The following is a 17,118-nucleotide window of genomic DNA, read 5'->3' on the forward strand; positions in this document are numbered from 1 at the left end:
CTGGCCAAGCAGGCATGAGGAAACTATCCGTGGAGCTGCGTCCATACAGTCAGCGCATCGGCACCTTGCTGGGGGTGCAAGGCACACCGGCGACCCTGATCGGCAACCAGCTGGTGCCGGGCGCGCTCCCCTATGAGCAGCTCGAACAGTTGGTGAAGACCGAACTGGCCAAGTTGGGCTAAGGGATGGCGACCATCACTCAGCCTCGCTGGAAACGCTGGGGCAAGGAGGCGATCTGGCTGCTGCTGGCGGGCCTGGTCATCTCCAGCCTGCTGGACTCTTGGCGTGGCCCGACCCTGCCCGCCGGGGCCATGAACGCCCCCCTCACCCTGCAGGATGGCAGCACCACCAGCCTCGCCGCCCTGAGCCAGGACAAACCGCTGCTGGTCTACTACTGGGCCAGCTGGTGCGGGGTGTGCCGCTTCACCACGCCGGTGGTGGAGCAGCTGTGGCAGGACGGTGGGCAGGTGCTGACGGTGGCGCTGCGCTCCGGCGGCAACGCCCAGTTGCGACAGGGCATGACCAGGAAGGGGCTGAGCTTCCCCACCCATAACGATGAGCAGGGCAGCCTCGCAGCCCAGTGGAAGATCGGGGTCACCCCGACCTTCCTCATCGTCAAGGATGGCGAGCTGGTGAGCAGCACCACCGGCTGGAGCAGCCGCTGGGGATTGCAGCTGCGGCTGCTGTGGGCTGACTGGTCACGCTAGCGAGTCATTCCCGTCCGCCAGAATGACAAGAGCCCGGTATTTCTACCGGGCTCTTTTTACCTCGAAGGGGCGTAATCCTTAGGGCATCGACTGCTCGGTCCGCTGCTTCAGGCCGGCCCTGACGTCGGCCCGCTCGGCCTCGCTGATCATGCCGTCAGCATTCTTGTCCAGGTGGGTGAAGATCTTCTCCTGGCGCTGCATGAACTGCGCCTTGGTCGTCTCCTGCCTGGGCTTCATGTTGGCCATCTTCTCCGGCGGGCTCTTGCCGGCCAGCTTCATCGCCTCATGCATCTTCGCCATGGCGGCCTCCTTCTCGGCAATCGAGAGCACGCCGTCACCATTCTGATCCTGCCGGGCGAAGCGCTGCTCGGCTTTCTCCATAAACTGGGCCTTGCTGATATCCCCCTTGATGAGTGGCTCGCCAGGCGGCTCATCGGCGGCGACGCTGAGACCACTCAAAAGCGCGAGGGAGAGAAGATAGGGTTTGAACATGGCAATGTATTCCTCTTGCTGGCCCCGGCCTCGCCGAGCCCTGATGAATATCGAGCAAGGTGCCGGATCAGCCGGACACCCCATCCCCGGTTTGGGCAACGTGACGGCAAAAGAGTTCCCGGCTGCCCTCCCCCAGTGTAGCCCCGATGCCGATCGCCAGCGGCACCGGGCGCCATCCGCCTGTTCGTCGCCAGTTCGCTTCCTATTCATGGCGGCGGCAGCCTGTTTCCGGTAAAATGACGGGTTTTTGCCGTGCCTGGTTTTGCGAGCCCCAGGCGCCCACGGTGTGACTCCGACGATGCCAGTGATGCAGGATCTGCCATGAACAACTACTTTCGGGTGCTGGGCGTCAAGTCCAACGCCAACGAAAATGAGATCAAGAAAGCCTATCGACGGCTGTCTAACCAGTACCACCCCGACAAGCTGCTCGGGGCGACGGATGAAGAGCGAGAGCAGGCAGCCATCAAGCTGCACCAGGTGAAACAGGCCTACGAGGTGCTCAATGACCCCAAGGCACGGGCCGCCTTCATCAAGGATTTCAACAACGTCATCGTGACCGATCCCGCTTCTGCCATGCAGGAGATGTGGGACCAGTTCTACCCCTGATGCGCTAAGCAAGAAGAGCCACTATGCAAACAAAATGGGACCAGGCGCGGATCAAGGCGCTGATGCAGGATGCAAGCGAGAACATCGAATCCTATCGGGATCTCGACCAGCCCAAGGCGCTGGAGCAGTTCACCGGCAAGATGAAGGCCCTGCTGCTGGCCGACACCAGCATGCTGGAGTTCATGCCCGAATATCTGCCGCTCGCCCTCTATGGCCGGGTACAGTTCCCGCCCCAGGCCAAGCAGGCCTGGGCAAAGTGGCTCGGCGGCAGCGTCCAGCCCTCCTGGGACGAATTCAAGGTGTCGGTGGCGTTCAACAATGCCGACCTGCCGCTGGTCAAGGCGGTGCGCGCCCTGAGCGAAGAAAAGCTCATCGAGGCCTGCGCCGTGCTCTATCTGCTGGACAACCCGCAGCCACGCGGTGGCCGCCATGCCGATGACGACTATGAGCTGCGCGATGAGGAGGAGGATGACGGAGAAGACGCCGACGCCGACTATCACGGCGGAGAGGGCGAGGAAGACGATCAGGACATGTACGACGAAGTGCGTTTCTAACTTGGGGTAAAGCATGAATAGTCTGATTGAAATTACCGCCATCGAGATCAAAGAGCTGGCCGTGATCGAGCCGAAGCAGGCCAGCGAGAAGTTCGAGCTGATCGCCATGACGATGTCCGACGAGCAGTTGGTCGAAGTCATTGAAAATATTGATATCGTTACCCTGACCCAGATCAACGGCCAGCACGACATGTCCTTCCCGTCGATCATCTCCGAGCTGATGACCCCGGAGCGGATCCGCGACATCGTCTGCCAGCAGCCGCTCTACTGGGAAGAGGCGATCAAGCACAACGCCGATGAGCTGCAACAGCACACCTTCGACTTCCTCAACTACCTGATCCGCACCCAGGACAACGAAGCCAAGCAGGCCGAGATCCTGGAGTGCATCGCCGAGGATCCGGCCGGCCTGTTCTACCTCGCCATCCCCTTCATCGAGTTCTATCGCGGTGAGCGCTTTGACGACGAGGAGGGCTATCAGGACCAGCTGCACGCCGAAGAGGAAGATCTCGAAGAGGCGCTCGCCTACAGCGATCGCCAGCTGAGCGAGGATGCCCACGACTATGCGCTGGACGATCCCCGCAGCCTGCTGATGTTGATCCGTACCCTGGCGCCCGGGGTGGAGCAAGCCATCAAGGCGCTGCTGCGCAGCGAGAACAGCAGCTGGGATGGCATCATCAACAAGTTTGCCGCCGAGCTGGTGATGCAGGCCAAAGAGAAGAACCAGGTCGAGGACGAATACAAAGACGTCGACGACATGTTCAGCTTCCTGGATTGAGGCCCGCACCATGCAACTAGTGATCCGCGAGAGCAATCAGGGCCCCTTCCTGACCCAGGTACTGCGCTTTGGCCGCGACAACGAACGGCTGAGCGAGCAGCAACTGGCCGCCATCAAGGGCAAGGCGGTGCTGATGAGCCTGAAGTTCGCCGACAAGTACTACAACAAGTACAAGATGCACCTGCTGGAGCAGGCCGCCCACGACGTGATCGGGGTGGTCAGCCTGGGGCTGCAGGAGCTGTCACAGCAGGATCGCGCCAAGGCGCTGGCCCTGCTGCAGGCGCCGGAAGGCCCGGTCAAGCCGTTCCAGAAGGGCTGGTCCATGCTGATCTCGGTCAGCCCCAAGCAGCCCGGCGGCAAGAGCCTCTACGGCGAGGTGGATGCCCGCCTGCTGGACAAGATCTCCAGCCCGCCGGATGTGGAGGAGTGGCAAGGCTGGCAGGAGTACGAGAAGGCGCTGGTGGAGCACAACAAGACCCGCCTGCTGGGCCTGCTGGAGCAGCACTTCTTCGCCTATGAGAGCGACCACCCCACCATGGAGGACAAGCTGGCCGAGGCGCTGCTCTATCGCATCCTCTGCGGCCAGGGCAGCGGCGCCGCCCAGCTCAGGGTCAAGCAGGATCTCAAGCGCCGCCTGGGGCGGGACCTGGTGCTGCAAGAAGCCTGGTACGACACCGACTATCTGGCCGCCCAGCTCGAGCTGATGCTGGCCGAGCTGCCGGGGGATCTCGTCACCGGTCTGCGCCAGGAGCTGAGCCCCGGCTTCGTGCCCAACCTGCTGCACACCCTGGGCTTCGTGCGCCAGTACCAGCTGCTGCAACAAGCCAATGCCTCGCCGGAGAAGCTCGACAACGTCGAGATGCGCGCCGGTCTCAAGCACCCCTTGCTCGGCTGGCCGCTCTACCACGACTTCTGATGGCAGGCGCTGCCTCCCTTCGTCGTACCCCAACGCCCGGCCCCGCCGGGCGTTGTCATCTCTGGCGAGCGCAGACAGCGCCGCCTTGCCCTCTTCTCTCCTCGCAAGAGCAGGGTCGGGCAAGGGGCAGGCCAGCCATCCGGCCCCATAAATGCAGGAGGCAAAATGAACCGGAACCGTCGCCGCAACGTATATCACTCCAGCAGGGTCGCCAACACCGAGGGTCTGCAGGGCTCAGTTGATGGGGTCATGTGCCGCCGCAAGCGGTCACTGCGGCAAGCGCCGATGAGCGGCAGTGGCAAAAGAAAGGTCACCCTATAGGCGCTAGCGTACAGACGCGCTGGCGGGAGGTGGGGGAAGATGGTCGCCATAACGACCAAACGCCTGGCAGAGCACCCGACCCATATCAGACATCTTGCCCCATCGCTCCATATGCCCGCCGGATCCGCCGTTGAGCAACCATCATCCGGCTTGCGCGTCGGGCTCAGGCTCGGTAACCGCCTGATCGGGACACCCTAACGTATTGATCAGTATCAAGAGGTAAACCCCATGAAGAAGATCCATCGTTTAGCTAAAGGCACCGTGACCATAGTCATGCTGTTTGGCCTGGCTGCTTGTTCCGGCATGTCGCAACAGGGCAAGAGCACCGCCATAGGGGCCGGTATAGGGGCCGTCGGTGGCGCCGTGCTGACCGGCGGCAGTGCGGCCGGCACCGTTGGCGGGGCCGTGGTCGGTGGCGTGATTGGCCATGAGATCAAGAAATAGGCACCGCATCGCGGCGAGTGAGCCAGCTCAGTGCTGGCGCCGCCCGCCCCCATCCATGTGATCCAACGCCCGGCCTGACCGGGCGTTGTCCTATCCGTGGCTTGCTGCCCCATAATCTGGCTTGGGATGGGGGAAGACGGGCTTGGGCCCACAGGCTTTTCAGGAGGCGTGCAGATGGCGCAGGATGAGCAAAGACCGCCGGTTGGCGTGGCCCATGTGATGTTGCAGACCGACCGGATGAAGGAGTCCGCCCGCTTCATGCGCCAGCTCGGCATGAGGCCCATCTTCGACGGGCCTGAGGTCAGCGTCTACGAGCTGCGCGGTGGCACCCACCTGCTCCTGATGCGACGGGATCGGGTCCTGGCGGGCGAGGCCCCGTTCGATCTGATGGTCGACGATCTGCACGAGACCCACCGCCGCCTGAGCGCCCTGGGGCTTGCGCCCTCGCCGATCGAGGCGCGCCCCGCCATCGGCCACGAGGTCTTTACCCTGCGCGAGCCAGCCGGCCACTTTATCAGCGTCTTCTCCAGCCACGCCTCGGGCAAGCCCATATGACAGGCCTGGCACCCCACATCGCCGCTAGCAGAGCATCAGGCCGCACGAGGCGCGATCGGCCGCCATTGCCCTACGCCAATTATGTTCGCACAGGATCTATGACCCCGCGCCGATCAGGCGCCCTACCTCGTTAGCGTAATTGGCCTACAACTTGTCAGGGATATAATGACTCCCCCATACCAGTAGCAGGGGAGCAAGGCATGAGCAGAAAACCCGACAGGATCACCGCGATGCAGCAGATCATCGATGCCGTGAAGCAGGAATTCCCGCTCTATCAGCCAGACACCTTCAGATGCGGGCCAGACAATACTTGCATCGGCTGCCCCAAGAAGCTGATGGAGCTGGTGGATACCGATCTGTCCTATTGGCAATATCAGATCGATCGCGGCATCCCGCCCACCTTCGACGAGCTCTATAGTTTTGGCAAGATGTGCAAGAACATCCGCCGGGCGCTGGTGCGCAATGGCCGGATCCCCGCCTGATATTGCCAGCTGTCCACGAACGGTCGATCAGACAGCCCTGCGCCGATACTGATGGCAGGGGAAGAGCCAAGGAGAAGAGCATGACCCAGGAAAGGATCCAGACCCAGTACCGGCTCGCCGGCCCCTTTGCCACCCGGGCCGAGCTGGAACAGGCGATCGCCCGGGCGATAGAGGCCCACAAGCGGGACTTCTTCCCCCTGCTGGAGCGGCTGGTGGATGAGGGAAATCCCGGGGTCAATCTGAGCCAGGAGCACCCACCGCAAGTGCTGGGCATCGAACTCGGCGAGGGAAACACTCAGGGTCTGGCCCAGCTCAGTTACGAATCCAACTTCTTCGAGGGCTGCCTGATCGTCGACGAATACGAGCGGCACCGGATCAGCGTGCCATTCAGCCTTGAAGGGGATCAGCTGATCTTCGACGTCGAACTGCCCATCGCCTGGAATTTCAATAACTAAGACTCAACCCCCTCTGCCAAAGGGAGAGGGAATAAACCCGCCTCCACTATCCCAACGCCACGTCGGATCCTGCTCCGCAGACGCTGCCTTTACGCCCTTCTCCCACTCTTTGCATGGAAAGGGGAAAAAGGCCGGGGATGAGACCATCGCCGTGGGAACAATCGACAAGCAGCAGAGAGTTGAATCGTGGGTGACAACAACCCAGTTATTACTAAATGAACCAGATTGTATTAAAAAAGTGATAGAAAACATTTCATTACAAATTATAAGGGTGGACGTCAATTGAGCATCCGACTCTCTTGGTGATATAAGCATGTTTTCGACGAAGAAAAATAAATGCTTTATAGCTAACTGTATGCAGGGAATGCACAGGATACTGGCTCTCACTTTCTTTGTTGCGACATTGATTGTTAAATTTTAAATAAAGGTGTGAGAGTGACCGACTAGCCATATCATCTGGTGTGCAGTTGCCCCCTGACAACCGAATTAAATATCGAGCATCATCATGAGCGAATATAAATCTGTGGCCATAACGGCATTGAATGACAGTGATTGCTATGGCTTCGAGCGAAAAAATGCCGGGGACTTCCCTTTTTATCGCCAAGAGCCTCATGCATTATCCACCCGTGGCTGGGTGTTGATCCTGCTTGGCGTGGCACTGGGCTTCGCCGTGCTGACGGCCCCCATAGCGTTTTATAAGACCACGGCGGGCGGCTTTGTCCCAGCCATCCTGTTTCCTCTCACCCCCCTGGCCGTGCTCGCCATGGTGGCGGGAAGGGCATGGCGATCGCTGTTTCGAACGCCGACGGGGCGGGATGTCCTCTTGATGCTGGCGATTGCCGGCGTCAACATCCTGGTCTCGGTCGCCGTTGCATTGATACTGCAGCACCTGTTCAAGATGAGTGAAAACCCGGTCAACGCCATGCTGGCAGAGGCCTCCAATACGGCGCGCATCCTCTTTTATGTAAAAACGGCGCCCCAGCTCTTCGGCGAGGAGGTGGTCTCCATCCTGCCTTTTCTGGCCATCCTCTGGTTTTGTCATACAAAGCTCTGCCTGACGCGCAAGTCCGCCATCATCATCGCCTGGCTATCAACTGCCCTTATCTTCGGGGCCATGCACCTGCCCACTTATGACTGGAATTTTCTGCAATGTTTTCTGGTGATCGGCACGGCCCGCATTGTGCTGCTCAGTGGCTACATCATCACCAAAAATATCTGGGTATCGACCGGCGCACACATCATCAATGACTGGCTGCTGTTTACCGTCATGGTGCTGCTGCGTGGTGGCCAGGCCGGCATATAAAACCAGCAACAGGCCGGTGCATGATCACAGGAAAGGAGCCTTGCCGGCTCCTTTTTCCATTACCCAACCCATAGAAAAGGCGAGGCCCTTGCCTCGCCTTTGCCTGCCTCAGGTGGGCATCAGGTGAGATAGTAACGCCACGACCTGCTCGGCTCTGCATAGCCGACCCGGATGCAGAAGGGGGCAAGTTCATGATTGGCCTGCTCCAGGCTGAGGGGCTGGTGAGTATCCTCCCGACACCACTGCACGAACTCGTCGCTGTTGAAGCTGTAGTGATCCCCGTGAAAGGCCCCGTGGGCCTCGATAAGCCCTATGGCTTTCTCCGTTTCCATGTCTGGCCTCCTGGCACTGTGCTGCTCCCTTCAAGGTTAGCGAGCAGAAAAAAGTAGGGTCGATTAGCGCAGCGTAATCGTCCACGCCATTGGTTCCGTAGCTATAGGCAAAAGAGAGAGAAGAGGGGTTGCCAACAGAACAGCAATAACCGGCTTTCGCGAACGTCTGATTACGCTTCGCTAATCAAACCTACGGCCCTTTTCGTCATAGACAAGGAGAGAAGGTAGGGAATGGAATAAGAGGGAGCAAGACAGGAAACACCTATCACATTGGGCCAAGCGGCTTTCACGAACCCCAGATTATGCCATTTTAATGAAACCTATTACCTCAAATTCATCGTTTTAATATAAAAAACAGATCTAGATCACTATTAGATAACATTTAACACTGGTAAACTACCAACAATTTAATTGTTTTATTTTTACAGAAATTTATGTGGTACATGGGTACATGTGATAATTCAATTCGGAACATTATATGATAAAAGTAACGGCTATCAGTGTAGAGAATTTATTTGGTTTCCTAAATCACCATGTAGAGCTCAAAGAAGATGGGGTGACTTTCATTCATGGGCCAAATGGCTGTGGTAAAACTACTTTCCTTAGACTAATATCATCTTTTTTTGAATGGGATATATCAACCCTTCATGAAATTAACTTCAAAAAACTTTCCTTCATATTTGATCGCGAAGTGGTTTTAAATATAGAAAAAAGTGTTGAGCTTAAAAAATATGAAGAAGAAGAGGTAGAGATACCCACACTCACCTTTCATCTAAATACAAATGGAATACAAAAAGAAAAATACATTTACAAAAGAAATATTAAATCGAGAGAAATTCCTGCATCACAAATTGATGAATACATCCCATTTTTACACCGACTTGGCCCCAGTGTCTGGCTTGATGTAAGAACAGAGCAACGTTTCTCATATTTCGAGATATTGGAAAGATTTCAGCATCGCCTACCATTCTCCAGTAGTAAAAAGAGACCTGAGTGGCTGCAAGAAATTCAAGAAAATGCAAAAATGCATCTAGTCCAAACACAGAGGTTATTGAAAGTAAACCGCCCCAAGAGAGTTGTTCGTGGTGAAGAGGATAGTGTTATTAATGTAATTGATGTATATTCAAAAGAAATTAAAGACACTATTTCAAAAATGCTGGCTGATTCAGCTGCTGTGTCTCAGTCAAAAGACCGTTCATTTCCACAACGCTTACTGTCATTAAAAATTGATGAAAGACTATCTGAACAAAAAATACGTGAAGACTATAAGAGCACAGAAGAAAAAATAGAAAAGCTCATGGCCTCAGGGTTGATTGAGCAAGAAAAAAACATTTCCCTACCAGATAAAGAGTTCGAAGAAACTGAGAAGAAAGTCCTCTCTCTTTACTTGCAAGACATTAATGAAAAACTATCAGTTTTCGATGATCTACTTCTAAGGATTGAAACGTTCTTAAGCATTGTTTCTGTTAAGCTAAGAAACAAAAAATTCAAAGTAAGCTCGAAAGATGGATTTAGTATAGAGACAACTAATGGAGAGGCGCAAACGTTATTGCCTAGCCAGCTCTCATCTGGAGAGCAACACCAAATAGTATTATTCTATGAACTTATATTTAAAACACGTGACAACTCTTTCTTCCTAATTGATGAACCTGAAATATCATTACACATAGATTGGCAGCGTCAATTCATCGCTGACATTTCAAAAGTTGCCAGTCTCGGGCAACATACCTTTTTAATCGCTACACATTCACCACAGATTATAGCTTCTCGAAGAGACTTGGCGATTGCGTTAGATGGAGGTATTTTGAATGACTAGGTGTCTAACTCAAACGGTTGATGAGATAGTCACCGAGATATCTATGTCAAATAACACGTCCCCTTGGTTAATTATTGAGGGGAATACAGATAGCATTTTTTTTTCAACAAAAAACCTACCGCAGAACCCAATAGTAATAACTGCAAAGGGATGGGAAAACGTTGTCTCTGTTATAGATACAGTGATAACAGAGGCTATATCTCCAATAGTTTTCGGATTCATAGATAGAGATTATAGAGAAGAGCTAAGTATTGAATTAAACCGTAGTAAAATCATTACCACAGATCATAGAGATCTTGAAATTACAATGTTTGAATCTGGAGCGTTACATCGAATCCTTGTTGAACTTGGCTCATTAACTAAATTACCTTGTACATCTATTGGCCATGTAGACTTAGCTGCCGTTAGGGCTAGAATTTATGATGTCGCAGGGAAATTAGGTAGAATTAGGTTTTTCTCACTTAAACATAACCTTGGCATTTCCTTAAAAAGAATAGATCTAAGTAAAGCTATAGATAACAAAATCCTAAATCTTGATGAACAAAATCTATTAGCACAAATTAACTCAACAAATGAAAATAAGTTAAAGGCAGAACTATTAAGTTCATTTTACACTCATGAATTGCCTACAAGCTTGAATGACCCACGTTTTTTATGTTCGGGGCATGATGTATCGAGCATCTTAGGTATAGCATTGAAAAAGTTATGGGGAACAAATAGCTCTAAAGATGTTGAACAGGAAAAAATTGAATCACATTTACGTATTGGGTTCTCAGATAAAGATTTTTCAGATACAGAAATGTATAAACAGCTATGCCGCCTACTTACATCTAATTAATTACAAACCATCTAGTCTTGTTATATTTAACATACTGTATATAGAAGGGCGCTTTCGCGCCCTTCTCTAATTACTACCCTTCCAGATTTTCCCCGGCTACCGGCTCGGCACCGGCTGCGGGTTCTATCTCGATCCTATCCACCCGCTGCAAACCGCGGGGCAGCTTGGCGCCACGGCGGCCGCGCTCGCCGCGGTAGTAGTCGAGATCCGAGGGTTTGAGGGTCAGCTTGCGCTTGCCGGCAAAGAGGGTGACATATTGCCCCTGCGGGATAATGGCGGCCATCACCATAAACTCCTCCCGCGCCTTGACCCGCGCCGACGGAATGCTGATGAGCTTGTTGCCCTTGCCCTTGCCGAGCACCGGCAGTGTGCTGAGCGGGAACAGCAACATGCGCCCCTCGTTGGAGATGGCCATGCAGAGATCGGTTTCCGGCGAGCCAATCTTCTGGGGTGCCATCACCAGGCCCCCTTCCGGCACCGTCAGCAGCGCCTTGCCGTTCTTGTTCTTGCCGATGAGATCGTCATAGGTGCAGACGAAGCCGTAGCCGGCATCGGAGCAGATCAGATAAGGTTCCCCCTCGTTGCCCATCACCAGATGGCGCACCTCCTCGCCGGCCCCCAGCGCGAAGCGACCGGTGAGTGGCTCGCCCTGACTGCGGGCAGAAGGCAGGGTGTGGGCCTCCAGCGCATAGGTTCTCCCCAGGGTGGAGAGGAACACCGCCTGCTGGTTGCTGCGCCCATAGGCATGGGCCAGATAGCCATCCCCCGCCTTGTAGGAGAGGCCCTCCACGTCCACGTCGTGGCCCTTGGCGGCCCGCACCCAGCCCGCGCCCGACAGAATGACGGTGACCGGCTCGCTCGGCACCAGCTCTTTCTCGGTCAGCGCCACCGCGGTGGCACGCTCCACCAGCGGGGTGCGGCGATCGTCGCCGTACTTCTCGGCGTCCGCCAGCAGCTCCTTCTTGAGCAGGGTGTTGAGGCGGCGCTCTGAACCCAGCAGCAGCTCCAGCTTGTCACGTTCGATGGCCAGCTCGTCCTGCTCGGCGCGCAGCTTGAACTCTTCGAGCTTGGCCAGGTGGCGCAGTTTGAGCTCGAGGATCGCCTCGGCCTGGGTCTCGCTGATGTTGAAGCGCTCAATCATCACCTTGCCCGGCTCATCCTCGGTGCGGATGATCTCGATCACCTCGTCGATGTTGAGGTAGGCCACCAGCAAGCCTTCGAGGATGTGCAGGCGGGACAGCACCTTGTCGAGCCGATACTGCAGGCGACGGCGCACCGTCTCGCGGCGGAAGACGATCCACTCGGACAGGATCATCTTGAGGGTCTTCACCTGGGGTCTGTTGTCCAGCCCCAGGATGTTGAGGTTGACCCTATAGTTCTTCTCCAGATCCGTGGTGGCGAACAGGTGGGCCATCAGCCCCTCCATGTCCACCCGGTTGGAGCGGGGGATGATCACCAGTCGGGTCGGGTTCTCGTGATCCGACTCGTCCCGCAGATCGCTGACCATGGGCAGCTTCTTGGCCACCATCTGGGCAGCGATCTGCTCCATGATCTTGGCGCCAGAGGCCTGATGAGGCAGCGCCGTGATGACGATGTCGCCATCCTCCTCGCTCCACACCGCCCGCTGCTTGATGGATCCCTTGCCGGTCTCGTAGATTTTACGGATGTCATCACGCGGCGTGATGATCTCGGCGCTGGTCGGGTAGTCCGGCCCCTGGATGTGTTGCATCAGCACATCCAGCCCGGCATCGGGGTTGTCGAGCAGCACGGCACAGGCCAGGGCCACTTCCCGCGCGTTGTGGGGCGGGATGTCGGTCGCCATGCCCACGGCGATGCCGGTGATGCCGTTGAGCAGTATGTGGGGCAGGCGGGCGGGCAGCACCACCGGCTCCTTCATGGTGCCGTCGAAGTTCGGGGTCCACTCCACTGTGCCCTGGCCGAGCTCGGAGAGCAGCAGCTCGGAGAAGCGCGACAGCCGCGCCTCGGTGTAACGCATGGCGGCGAAGGACTTGGGATCGTCCGGCGCCCCCCAGTTGCCCTGACCGTCCACCAGCGGGTAGCGGTAGGAGAAGGGCTGGGCCATCAGCACCATGGCCTCGTAACAGGCGCTGTCGCCGTGGGGGTGGTACTTACCCAGCACGTCACCCACTGTACGGGCGGACTTCTTGTGCTTGGAGAGCGCCGACAGACCCAGCTCGCTCATGGCGTAGATGATGCGCCGCTGCACGGGTTTGAGGCCATCGCCGATGTGGGGCAGGGCCCTGTCCATGATGACGTACATGGAGTAGTTCAAGTAAGCCTGTTCGGTAAAGGTGCGCATGGGCTGGCGCTCTACCCCATCCAGACTGAGCTCGATAGCATCACTCATATGGTTGTTCTCTTGCTAGGGCGCGCCAGCGAATGGCGCACCTGAAATGCGGGTCGGCTCGCGGCCGCTGGCCCGGAGGATGGCAGGCTTGCCCTCCCCCTCCAGCCAGGGCCGGTGCCAGGCGCTGTGGGCTTAGATGATCGCAAGGTTGCCCTTCTCTTCCAGCCACTCCCGGCGATCCGGGGCGCGCTTCTTGGCCAGCAGCATGTCCATCAGCTGCAGGGTATCTTCCCCCTGCTCGTCCATGGTGAGCTGCACCAGCCGGCGGGTGTTGGGATCCATGGTGGTTTCCCGCAGCTGTTTCGGGTTCATCTCACCCAAGCCCTTGAATCGGGTCACCATCACCTTGCCCTTCTTCTTCTCGGCCTCGACCCGCTGCAGCACGCCGTTCTTCTCGTCCTCGTCGAGGGCATAGAACACCTCCTTGCCGATGTCGATCCGGTAGAGCGGCGGCATGGCCACATAGACGTGGCCCTTGTTGACCAGGGTGCGGAAGTGCTTCACAAACAGGGCGCACAGCAGGGTGGCGATGTGCAGACCGTCGGAGTCCGCATCCGCCAGTATGCACACCTTGCCGTAGCGCAGGCCGGAGAGATCCTCGGAATCCGGATCCAGGCCGATGGCCACAGAGATGTCGTGTACTTCCTGTGAGGCGAGCACCTGACCGGCCTCCACCTCCCAGGTGTTCAGGATCTTGCCGCGCAGCGGCATGATGGCCTGGAACTCGCGATCCCGCGCCTGCTTGGCGCTGCCGCCCGCGGAGTCACCCTCCACCAGGAACAGCTCCCCCTGCATGGGGTCGGCGCAGTTGCAGTCGGTGAGCTTGCCGGGCAAGGCCGGACCCTGGGTGATCTTCTTGCGCACCACCGTCTTGGCGGCGCGCAGCCGGCGCTGGGCGCTGCTGATGCAGATCTCGGCGATCTGCTCCGCCAGCTCGGTGTTGCTGTTGAGGAACAGGCTGAAGGCATCCTTCACCACCCCGGACACGAAGGCCGAGCTCTGGCGGGACGACAGCCGCTCCTTGGTCTGGCCGGCGAACTGGGGATCCTGCATCTTGACCGAGAGGATGTAGGCGCAGCGATCCCAGATGTCTTCCGGGGTCAGCTTGACCCCGCGCGGCAGCAGATTGCGGAACTCGCAGAACTCGCGCATGGCGTCGAGCAAGCCCTGGCGCAGGCCGTTGACATGGGTGCCGCCCAGCGCGGTGGGGATCAGGTTCACATAGGATTCGGCCAGGCACTCGCCCCCTTCCGGCAGCCAGCACAGCGCCCAGTCCACCGCGGACTGCTCGGTGCTGAAGGCGCCGATGAAGGGCTGCTCCGGCAGGCAGGTGAACTGCTTGACCGCATCGATCAGGTAATCCTTGAGGCCATCTTCGTAGCACCACTCCAGCTTGATGCCGGTGTTCTTGTCGAGGAACTTGATGGTGAGGCCGGGACAGAGCACGGCCTTGGCCTTGAGCAGGTGCTCCAGCTTGCTGACAGAGAAACGGGGCGAGTCGAAGTAGCGCGCCTCTGGCCAGAAGCGCACCCGGGTGCCGGTGTTGCGGCGGCCGCAGGTGCCGCTGATGGTCAGCTCCTGCACCTTGTCGCCACGCTCGAAGGCGATGTCATAGACCTGGCCGTCGCGACGCACCGTCACCTCGACCCGGTCGGAGAGCGCGTTCACCACCGAGATGCCCACCCCGTGCAGACCGCCGGAGAACTGGTAATTCTTGTTGGAGAACTTGCCACCCGCGTGCAGCTTGCAGAGGATCAGCTCGACCCCCGAGACCCCCTCCTCCGGGTGAATGTCGACCGGCATGCCACGGCCGTCATCGATCACCTCGAGGGACTGGTCTTCAAACAGCGTCACCTCCAGGGTGCGGGCATGGCCCGCCAGCGCCTCGTCGACGCTGTTGTCGATGACCTCCTGGCCGAGGTGATTGGGCCTGGTGGTGTCGGTGTACATGCCGGGGCGGCGACGCACCGGTTCGAGGCCATTGAGGACCTCAATGGCATCCGCATTGTATTGAGTGGACATGGAGGGCCTTGCGAATTGACGTTTGGGGAGGATCTTACTCGTTGGGACGGCGTTGGACAAACCCGGCGGTGGCAAAGGGTGATCCAGGCCGGCCGTGGCGGCCGTGCTGGCCGGGATCAGGTGGCATCTGACGCCAGGGGCAGTGCCTGCAACAGCTGGGACAGGGAACAATGGAGCCGCCACACCAGGCCCGCCAGCTCCCGGGCCGCCGGCTCCCTGTGCCCCGCCAGCCCCCGACTGATGCGATCCAGCTCGGCCAGGGTCAGGCCGAGGGAGCCATGCTGCACCCCACCCTCGGTGAGGATCCCCCGCAGGCAGCGCACGCAACCGTCCCGCACCAGATAGAGTGCCGGCTCCTTGCCGCGCCACTGCCTGAGTTGCCAGACGATGTGACTGCAGTTGAGCAGCACCACGCCCCAGCGCAGCACCCAGAGCCGGGCGCCCTGATCCCGGCCCTGGCTGAGCTGGCCGACCGCGTGGTAGACCCTGGACTCGAACTCGCTCTCGCTCTGCTGCGGCGTCGGGGCCAGCTGATCCATGAAGTCCCGGCGCAGGCGGCGGATCAGCCGTCGGCTCTTGCGCCGATCCGAGCTAGGCCGCAGGATCTGGAAGGCCAGCCCGGCCACCATCACCCCCAGCACCTTGCCGATGCTGTCGTTGACGAACTCCTGATAGTCGTAGCTCGGCGGGTTGGTGATGGCGAGGAAGGAGCCGAGCAGCACTATGAGCTGGCCCCAGAGCGCCGCCGATGACGGGCGCTGCAACTTGAGCAGCTGCATGGTGAGCAGGGCCGGGAACAGCAGGGCGCAGAACAGCCAGAAGTCGTCGATGCGGATCATCAGGCCGAACTTGACCCCGAAACAGACCAGGCTCAGCACCAGGATCGCCTGCAGCATGGTGGTCACCCCCTTCACCGGGGTGGCCCCCCCCGAGTAGAGCACGCAGCAGATGGAGAGCAGGGTCAGCGCCGAGGCCCCCGACTCCCACTGGGTGTTGATCCAGAAGGCGCAGCCCAGCAACACGCAGAGGAAGGTGCGGCCGCCGTTGTAGGCCGCCTCTAGGCTGTCGGTGTGCTGGGTGAGCGAGCTGTGGCGCGGCGGCGCCGGCCACTCCTGGCCGTCATAGGGTGTCAGCCGGCTCAGCCAGCGCTGGCACTCCAGATAACTCCAGCAGAAATGGCGCAGCCGCAGCCAGAAGGTGCGCCGGCGAAAATCGCCCTCCGCCTCTGCCACGAAGGGCGCCAGCAGACGGGCGATGCGGAGCTTGTCGCAATCCGGCTCGGCCAGTGCGCTCAGCAGGGTTCCCAGCAGCGGCTGCAGCGCCTGGGGTTGCTCCGGCCAGTGTTGCAGCATGCGGCGCAGCCCCGAGATGAGGCTGATCATCCGCAGCTGGCGGTGCAGCAGGAAGTTGAGCAGCCTGTTGTGGCGCCGCAGCCGGTGGTGGCTCCACACCGCCTGGATGCGCAACACATTCATGGTGAGGATCTGGCCTATCATCCCCTCGTGGGCGCTGCGCACATCGGCGCCGGCCTCCCCCAGCCACAGCAGCTGGGCATGCTCCAGCAGCCGGTGCTGGCTCTTGCGCAGCGACGCCAGCAGGGTCTCCCCGTCCGATGTGCTCGGCAGTATCATCATCAGCAGGCCGCCGCAGAGGATGCCGACGATCACCTCGCTCACCCTGGACTGGGCGATGTCGAAGATGTGCTGGGGATCGTCCACATCGACGCAGGAGAAGGCGATGATGGCCGCGGTGTAACCCGCCAGGGCGAAGGCGTAGGAGACGTTGTTCTGGTAGTGGTTGGAGACGTAGGTACAGAGCCCGAGCCAGAGCGCGATGAGGAAGCTGAACAGCCAGGGATCGGCGATGCCGAGGCCGTTGATCACCACCGCCGCCATGGCGCCGATGAGGCTGCCCAGCACCCGCCCCAGGCTCTTGCTGATGACACCGCCGACGGTGGGGAAGCTCACCACCGCGGCCGAGGTCATGGCCCAGTAGGGGGCATCCAGCTGCAACACGAACGCCAGCCAGAGCGACAGACACATGGCCAGGCTGTTGCGCAGGGCATAGCGCCACTGGCTCTCATTGGCCTGGGCCCAGGGCGTCCGTTGCCAGAGCGATCCCCCGCTTGCCAC

17 protein-coding genes and 1 pseudogene are annotated in these 17,118 nt (G+C 58.5%); 13 read left to right on the top strand and 5 right to left on the bottom strand.

Annotated elements, in window-relative coordinates; genetic code table 11:
* Both AACW18_RS17630 and AACW18_RS17635 read left to right on the top strand, forming a co-directional pair.
* A pseudogene (locus AACW18_RS17630) lies at positions 1-182 on the top strand (hypothetical protein); the annotation flags it as partial.
* 3 nt (positions 183-185) lie between these two features.
* Entirely contained in the window at positions 186-707 is a 522-nt protein-coding gene (locus AACW18_RS17635) for a protein disulfide oxidoreductase (RefSeq protein WP_218389405.1), read from the top strand.
* Between the two features lie 78 nt (positions 708-785).
* Here the strand turns inward: AACW18_RS17635 and AACW18_RS17640 are convergent, their stop codons facing one another.
* Positions 786-1,199, bottom strand: coding sequence for an EF-hand domain-containing protein (locus AACW18_RS17640; RefSeq protein ID WP_218389406.1), 414 nt, complete (start codon positions 1,197-1,199; stop codon positions 786-788).
* Positions 1,200-1,520: 321 nt separating this feature from the next.
* Here AACW18_RS17640 and atcJ point away from each other — a divergent pair, with 321 nt between their 5' ends.
* The 9 genes from atcJ (at position 1,521) to AACW18_RS17685 (ending at position 7,610) form a co-directional block, all read left to right on the top strand.
* On the top strand, positions 1,521-1,805 hold the full coding sequence (gene atcJ / locus AACW18_RS17645) for a cold adaptation protein ActJcold adaptation protein ActJ (RefSeq protein WP_042652019.1): 285 nt from the start codon (positions 1,521-1,523) through the stop codon (positions 1,803-1,805).
* Between the two features lie 23 nt (positions 1,806-1,828).
* Positions 1,829-2,359, top strand: a complete 531-nt coding sequence (atcA, locus tag AACW18_RS17650) for a cold adaptation protein AtcA (RefSeq protein WP_042652018.1) — start codon at positions 1,829-1,831, stop codon at positions 2,357-2,359.
* Between the two features lie 13 nt (positions 2,360-2,372).
* Positions 2,373-3,134: a cold adaptation protein AtcB gene (gene atcB / locus AACW18_RS17655; RefSeq protein WP_042652017.1), complete on the top strand. Its 762-nt coding sequence runs from the start codon at positions 2,373-2,375 to the stop codon at positions 3,132-3,134.
* 10 nt (positions 3,135-3,144) lie between these two features.
* Positions 3,145-4,050 (top strand): cold adaptation protein AtcC, encoded by a 906-nt coding sequence (gene atcC / locus AACW18_RS17660; protein ID WP_218291105.1) that lies wholly within the window; start codon positions 3,145-3,147, stop codon positions 4,048-4,050.
* Positions 4,051-4,599: 549 nt separating this feature from the next.
* Entirely contained in the window at positions 4,600-4,815 is a 216-nt protein-coding gene (locus AACW18_RS17665) for a glycine zipper 2TM domain-containing protein (protein ID WP_218389407.1), read from the top strand.
* A gap of 174 nt (positions 4,816-4,989) precedes the next feature.
* The gene (locus AACW18_RS17670; RefSeq protein WP_218389408.1) at positions 4,990-5,370 is read left to right on the top strand and encodes a VOC family protein; all 381 of its coding nucleotides are present in this window, start codon (positions 4,990-4,992) and stop codon (positions 5,368-5,370) included.
* A 230-nt stretch (positions 5,371-5,600) separates the two neighbouring features.
* The gene (locus tag AACW18_RS17675) at positions 5,601-5,852 is read left to right on the top strand and encodes a hypothetical protein (RefSeq protein ID WP_042652013.1); all 252 of its coding nucleotides are present in this window, start codon (positions 5,601-5,603) and stop codon (positions 5,850-5,852) included.
* Between the two features lie 80 nt (positions 5,853-5,932).
* Positions 5,933-6,307, top strand: coding sequence for a hypothetical protein (locus AACW18_RS17680; RefSeq protein WP_218389409.1), 375 nt, complete (start codon positions 5,933-5,935; stop codon positions 6,305-6,307).
* Positions 6,308-6,812: 505 nt separating this feature from the next.
* Positions 6,813-7,610, top strand: a complete 798-nt coding sequence (locus tag AACW18_RS17685) for a CPBP family intramembrane glutamic endopeptidase (protein ID WP_218389410.1) — start codon at positions 6,813-6,815, stop codon at positions 7,608-7,610.
* A 119-nt stretch (positions 7,611-7,729) separates the two neighbouring features.
* Here the strand turns inward: AACW18_RS17685 and AACW18_RS17690 are convergent, their stop codons facing one another.
* The gene (locus tag AACW18_RS17690; RefSeq protein WP_218389411.1) at positions 7,730-7,942 is read right to left on the bottom strand and encodes a hypothetical protein; all 213 of its coding nucleotides are present in this window, start codon (positions 7,940-7,942) and stop codon (positions 7,730-7,732) included.
* Between the two features lie 478 nt (positions 7,943-8,420).
* Here AACW18_RS17690 and AACW18_RS17695 point away from each other — a divergent pair, with 478 nt between their 5' ends.
* Both AACW18_RS17695 and AACW18_RS17700 read left to right on the top strand, forming a co-directional pair.
* On the top strand, positions 8,421-9,758 hold the full coding sequence (locus AACW18_RS17695) for an AAA family ATPase (protein WP_218389412.1): 1,338 nt from the start codon (positions 8,421-8,423) through the stop codon (positions 9,756-9,758).
* A 43-nt stretch (positions 9,759-9,801) separates the two neighbouring features.
* Positions 9,802-10,596: a DUF4435 domain-containing protein gene (locus tag AACW18_RS17700; RefSeq protein WP_218389413.1), complete on the top strand. Its 795-nt coding sequence runs from the start codon at positions 9,802-9,804 to the stop codon at positions 10,594-10,596.
* Between the two features lie 73 nt (positions 10,597-10,669).
* Here the strand turns inward: AACW18_RS17700 and parC are convergent, their stop codons facing one another.
* The 3 genes from parC to AACW18_RS17715 all read right to left on the bottom strand — a co-directional run bounded on the left by parC (position 10,670) and on the right by AACW18_RS17715 (position 17,118).
* On the bottom strand, positions 10,670-12,964 hold the full coding sequence (gene parC / locus AACW18_RS17705; protein WP_218389414.1) for a DNA topoisomerase IV subunit A: 2,295 nt from the start codon (positions 12,962-12,964) through the stop codon (positions 10,670-10,672).
* Positions 12,965-13,096: 132 nt separating this feature from the next.
* Positions 13,097-14,986: a DNA topoisomerase IV subunit B gene (parE, locus tag AACW18_RS17710; RefSeq protein ID WP_218389415.1), complete on the bottom strand. Its 1,890-nt coding sequence runs from the start codon at positions 14,984-14,986 to the stop codon at positions 13,097-13,099.
* A 116-nt stretch (positions 14,987-15,102) separates the two neighbouring features.
* Positions 15,103-17,118, bottom strand: a complete 2,016-nt coding sequence (locus AACW18_RS17715; protein ID WP_218389416.1) for an FUSC family protein — start codon at positions 17,116-17,118, stop codon at positions 15,103-15,105.

Origin of the sequence: Aeromonas sp. sia0103, assembly GCF_963895295.1 — a bacterium.
Taxonomy (GTDB): domain Bacteria; phylum Pseudomonadota; class Gammaproteobacteria; order Enterobacterales; family Aeromonadaceae; genus Aeromonas; species Aeromonas encheleia.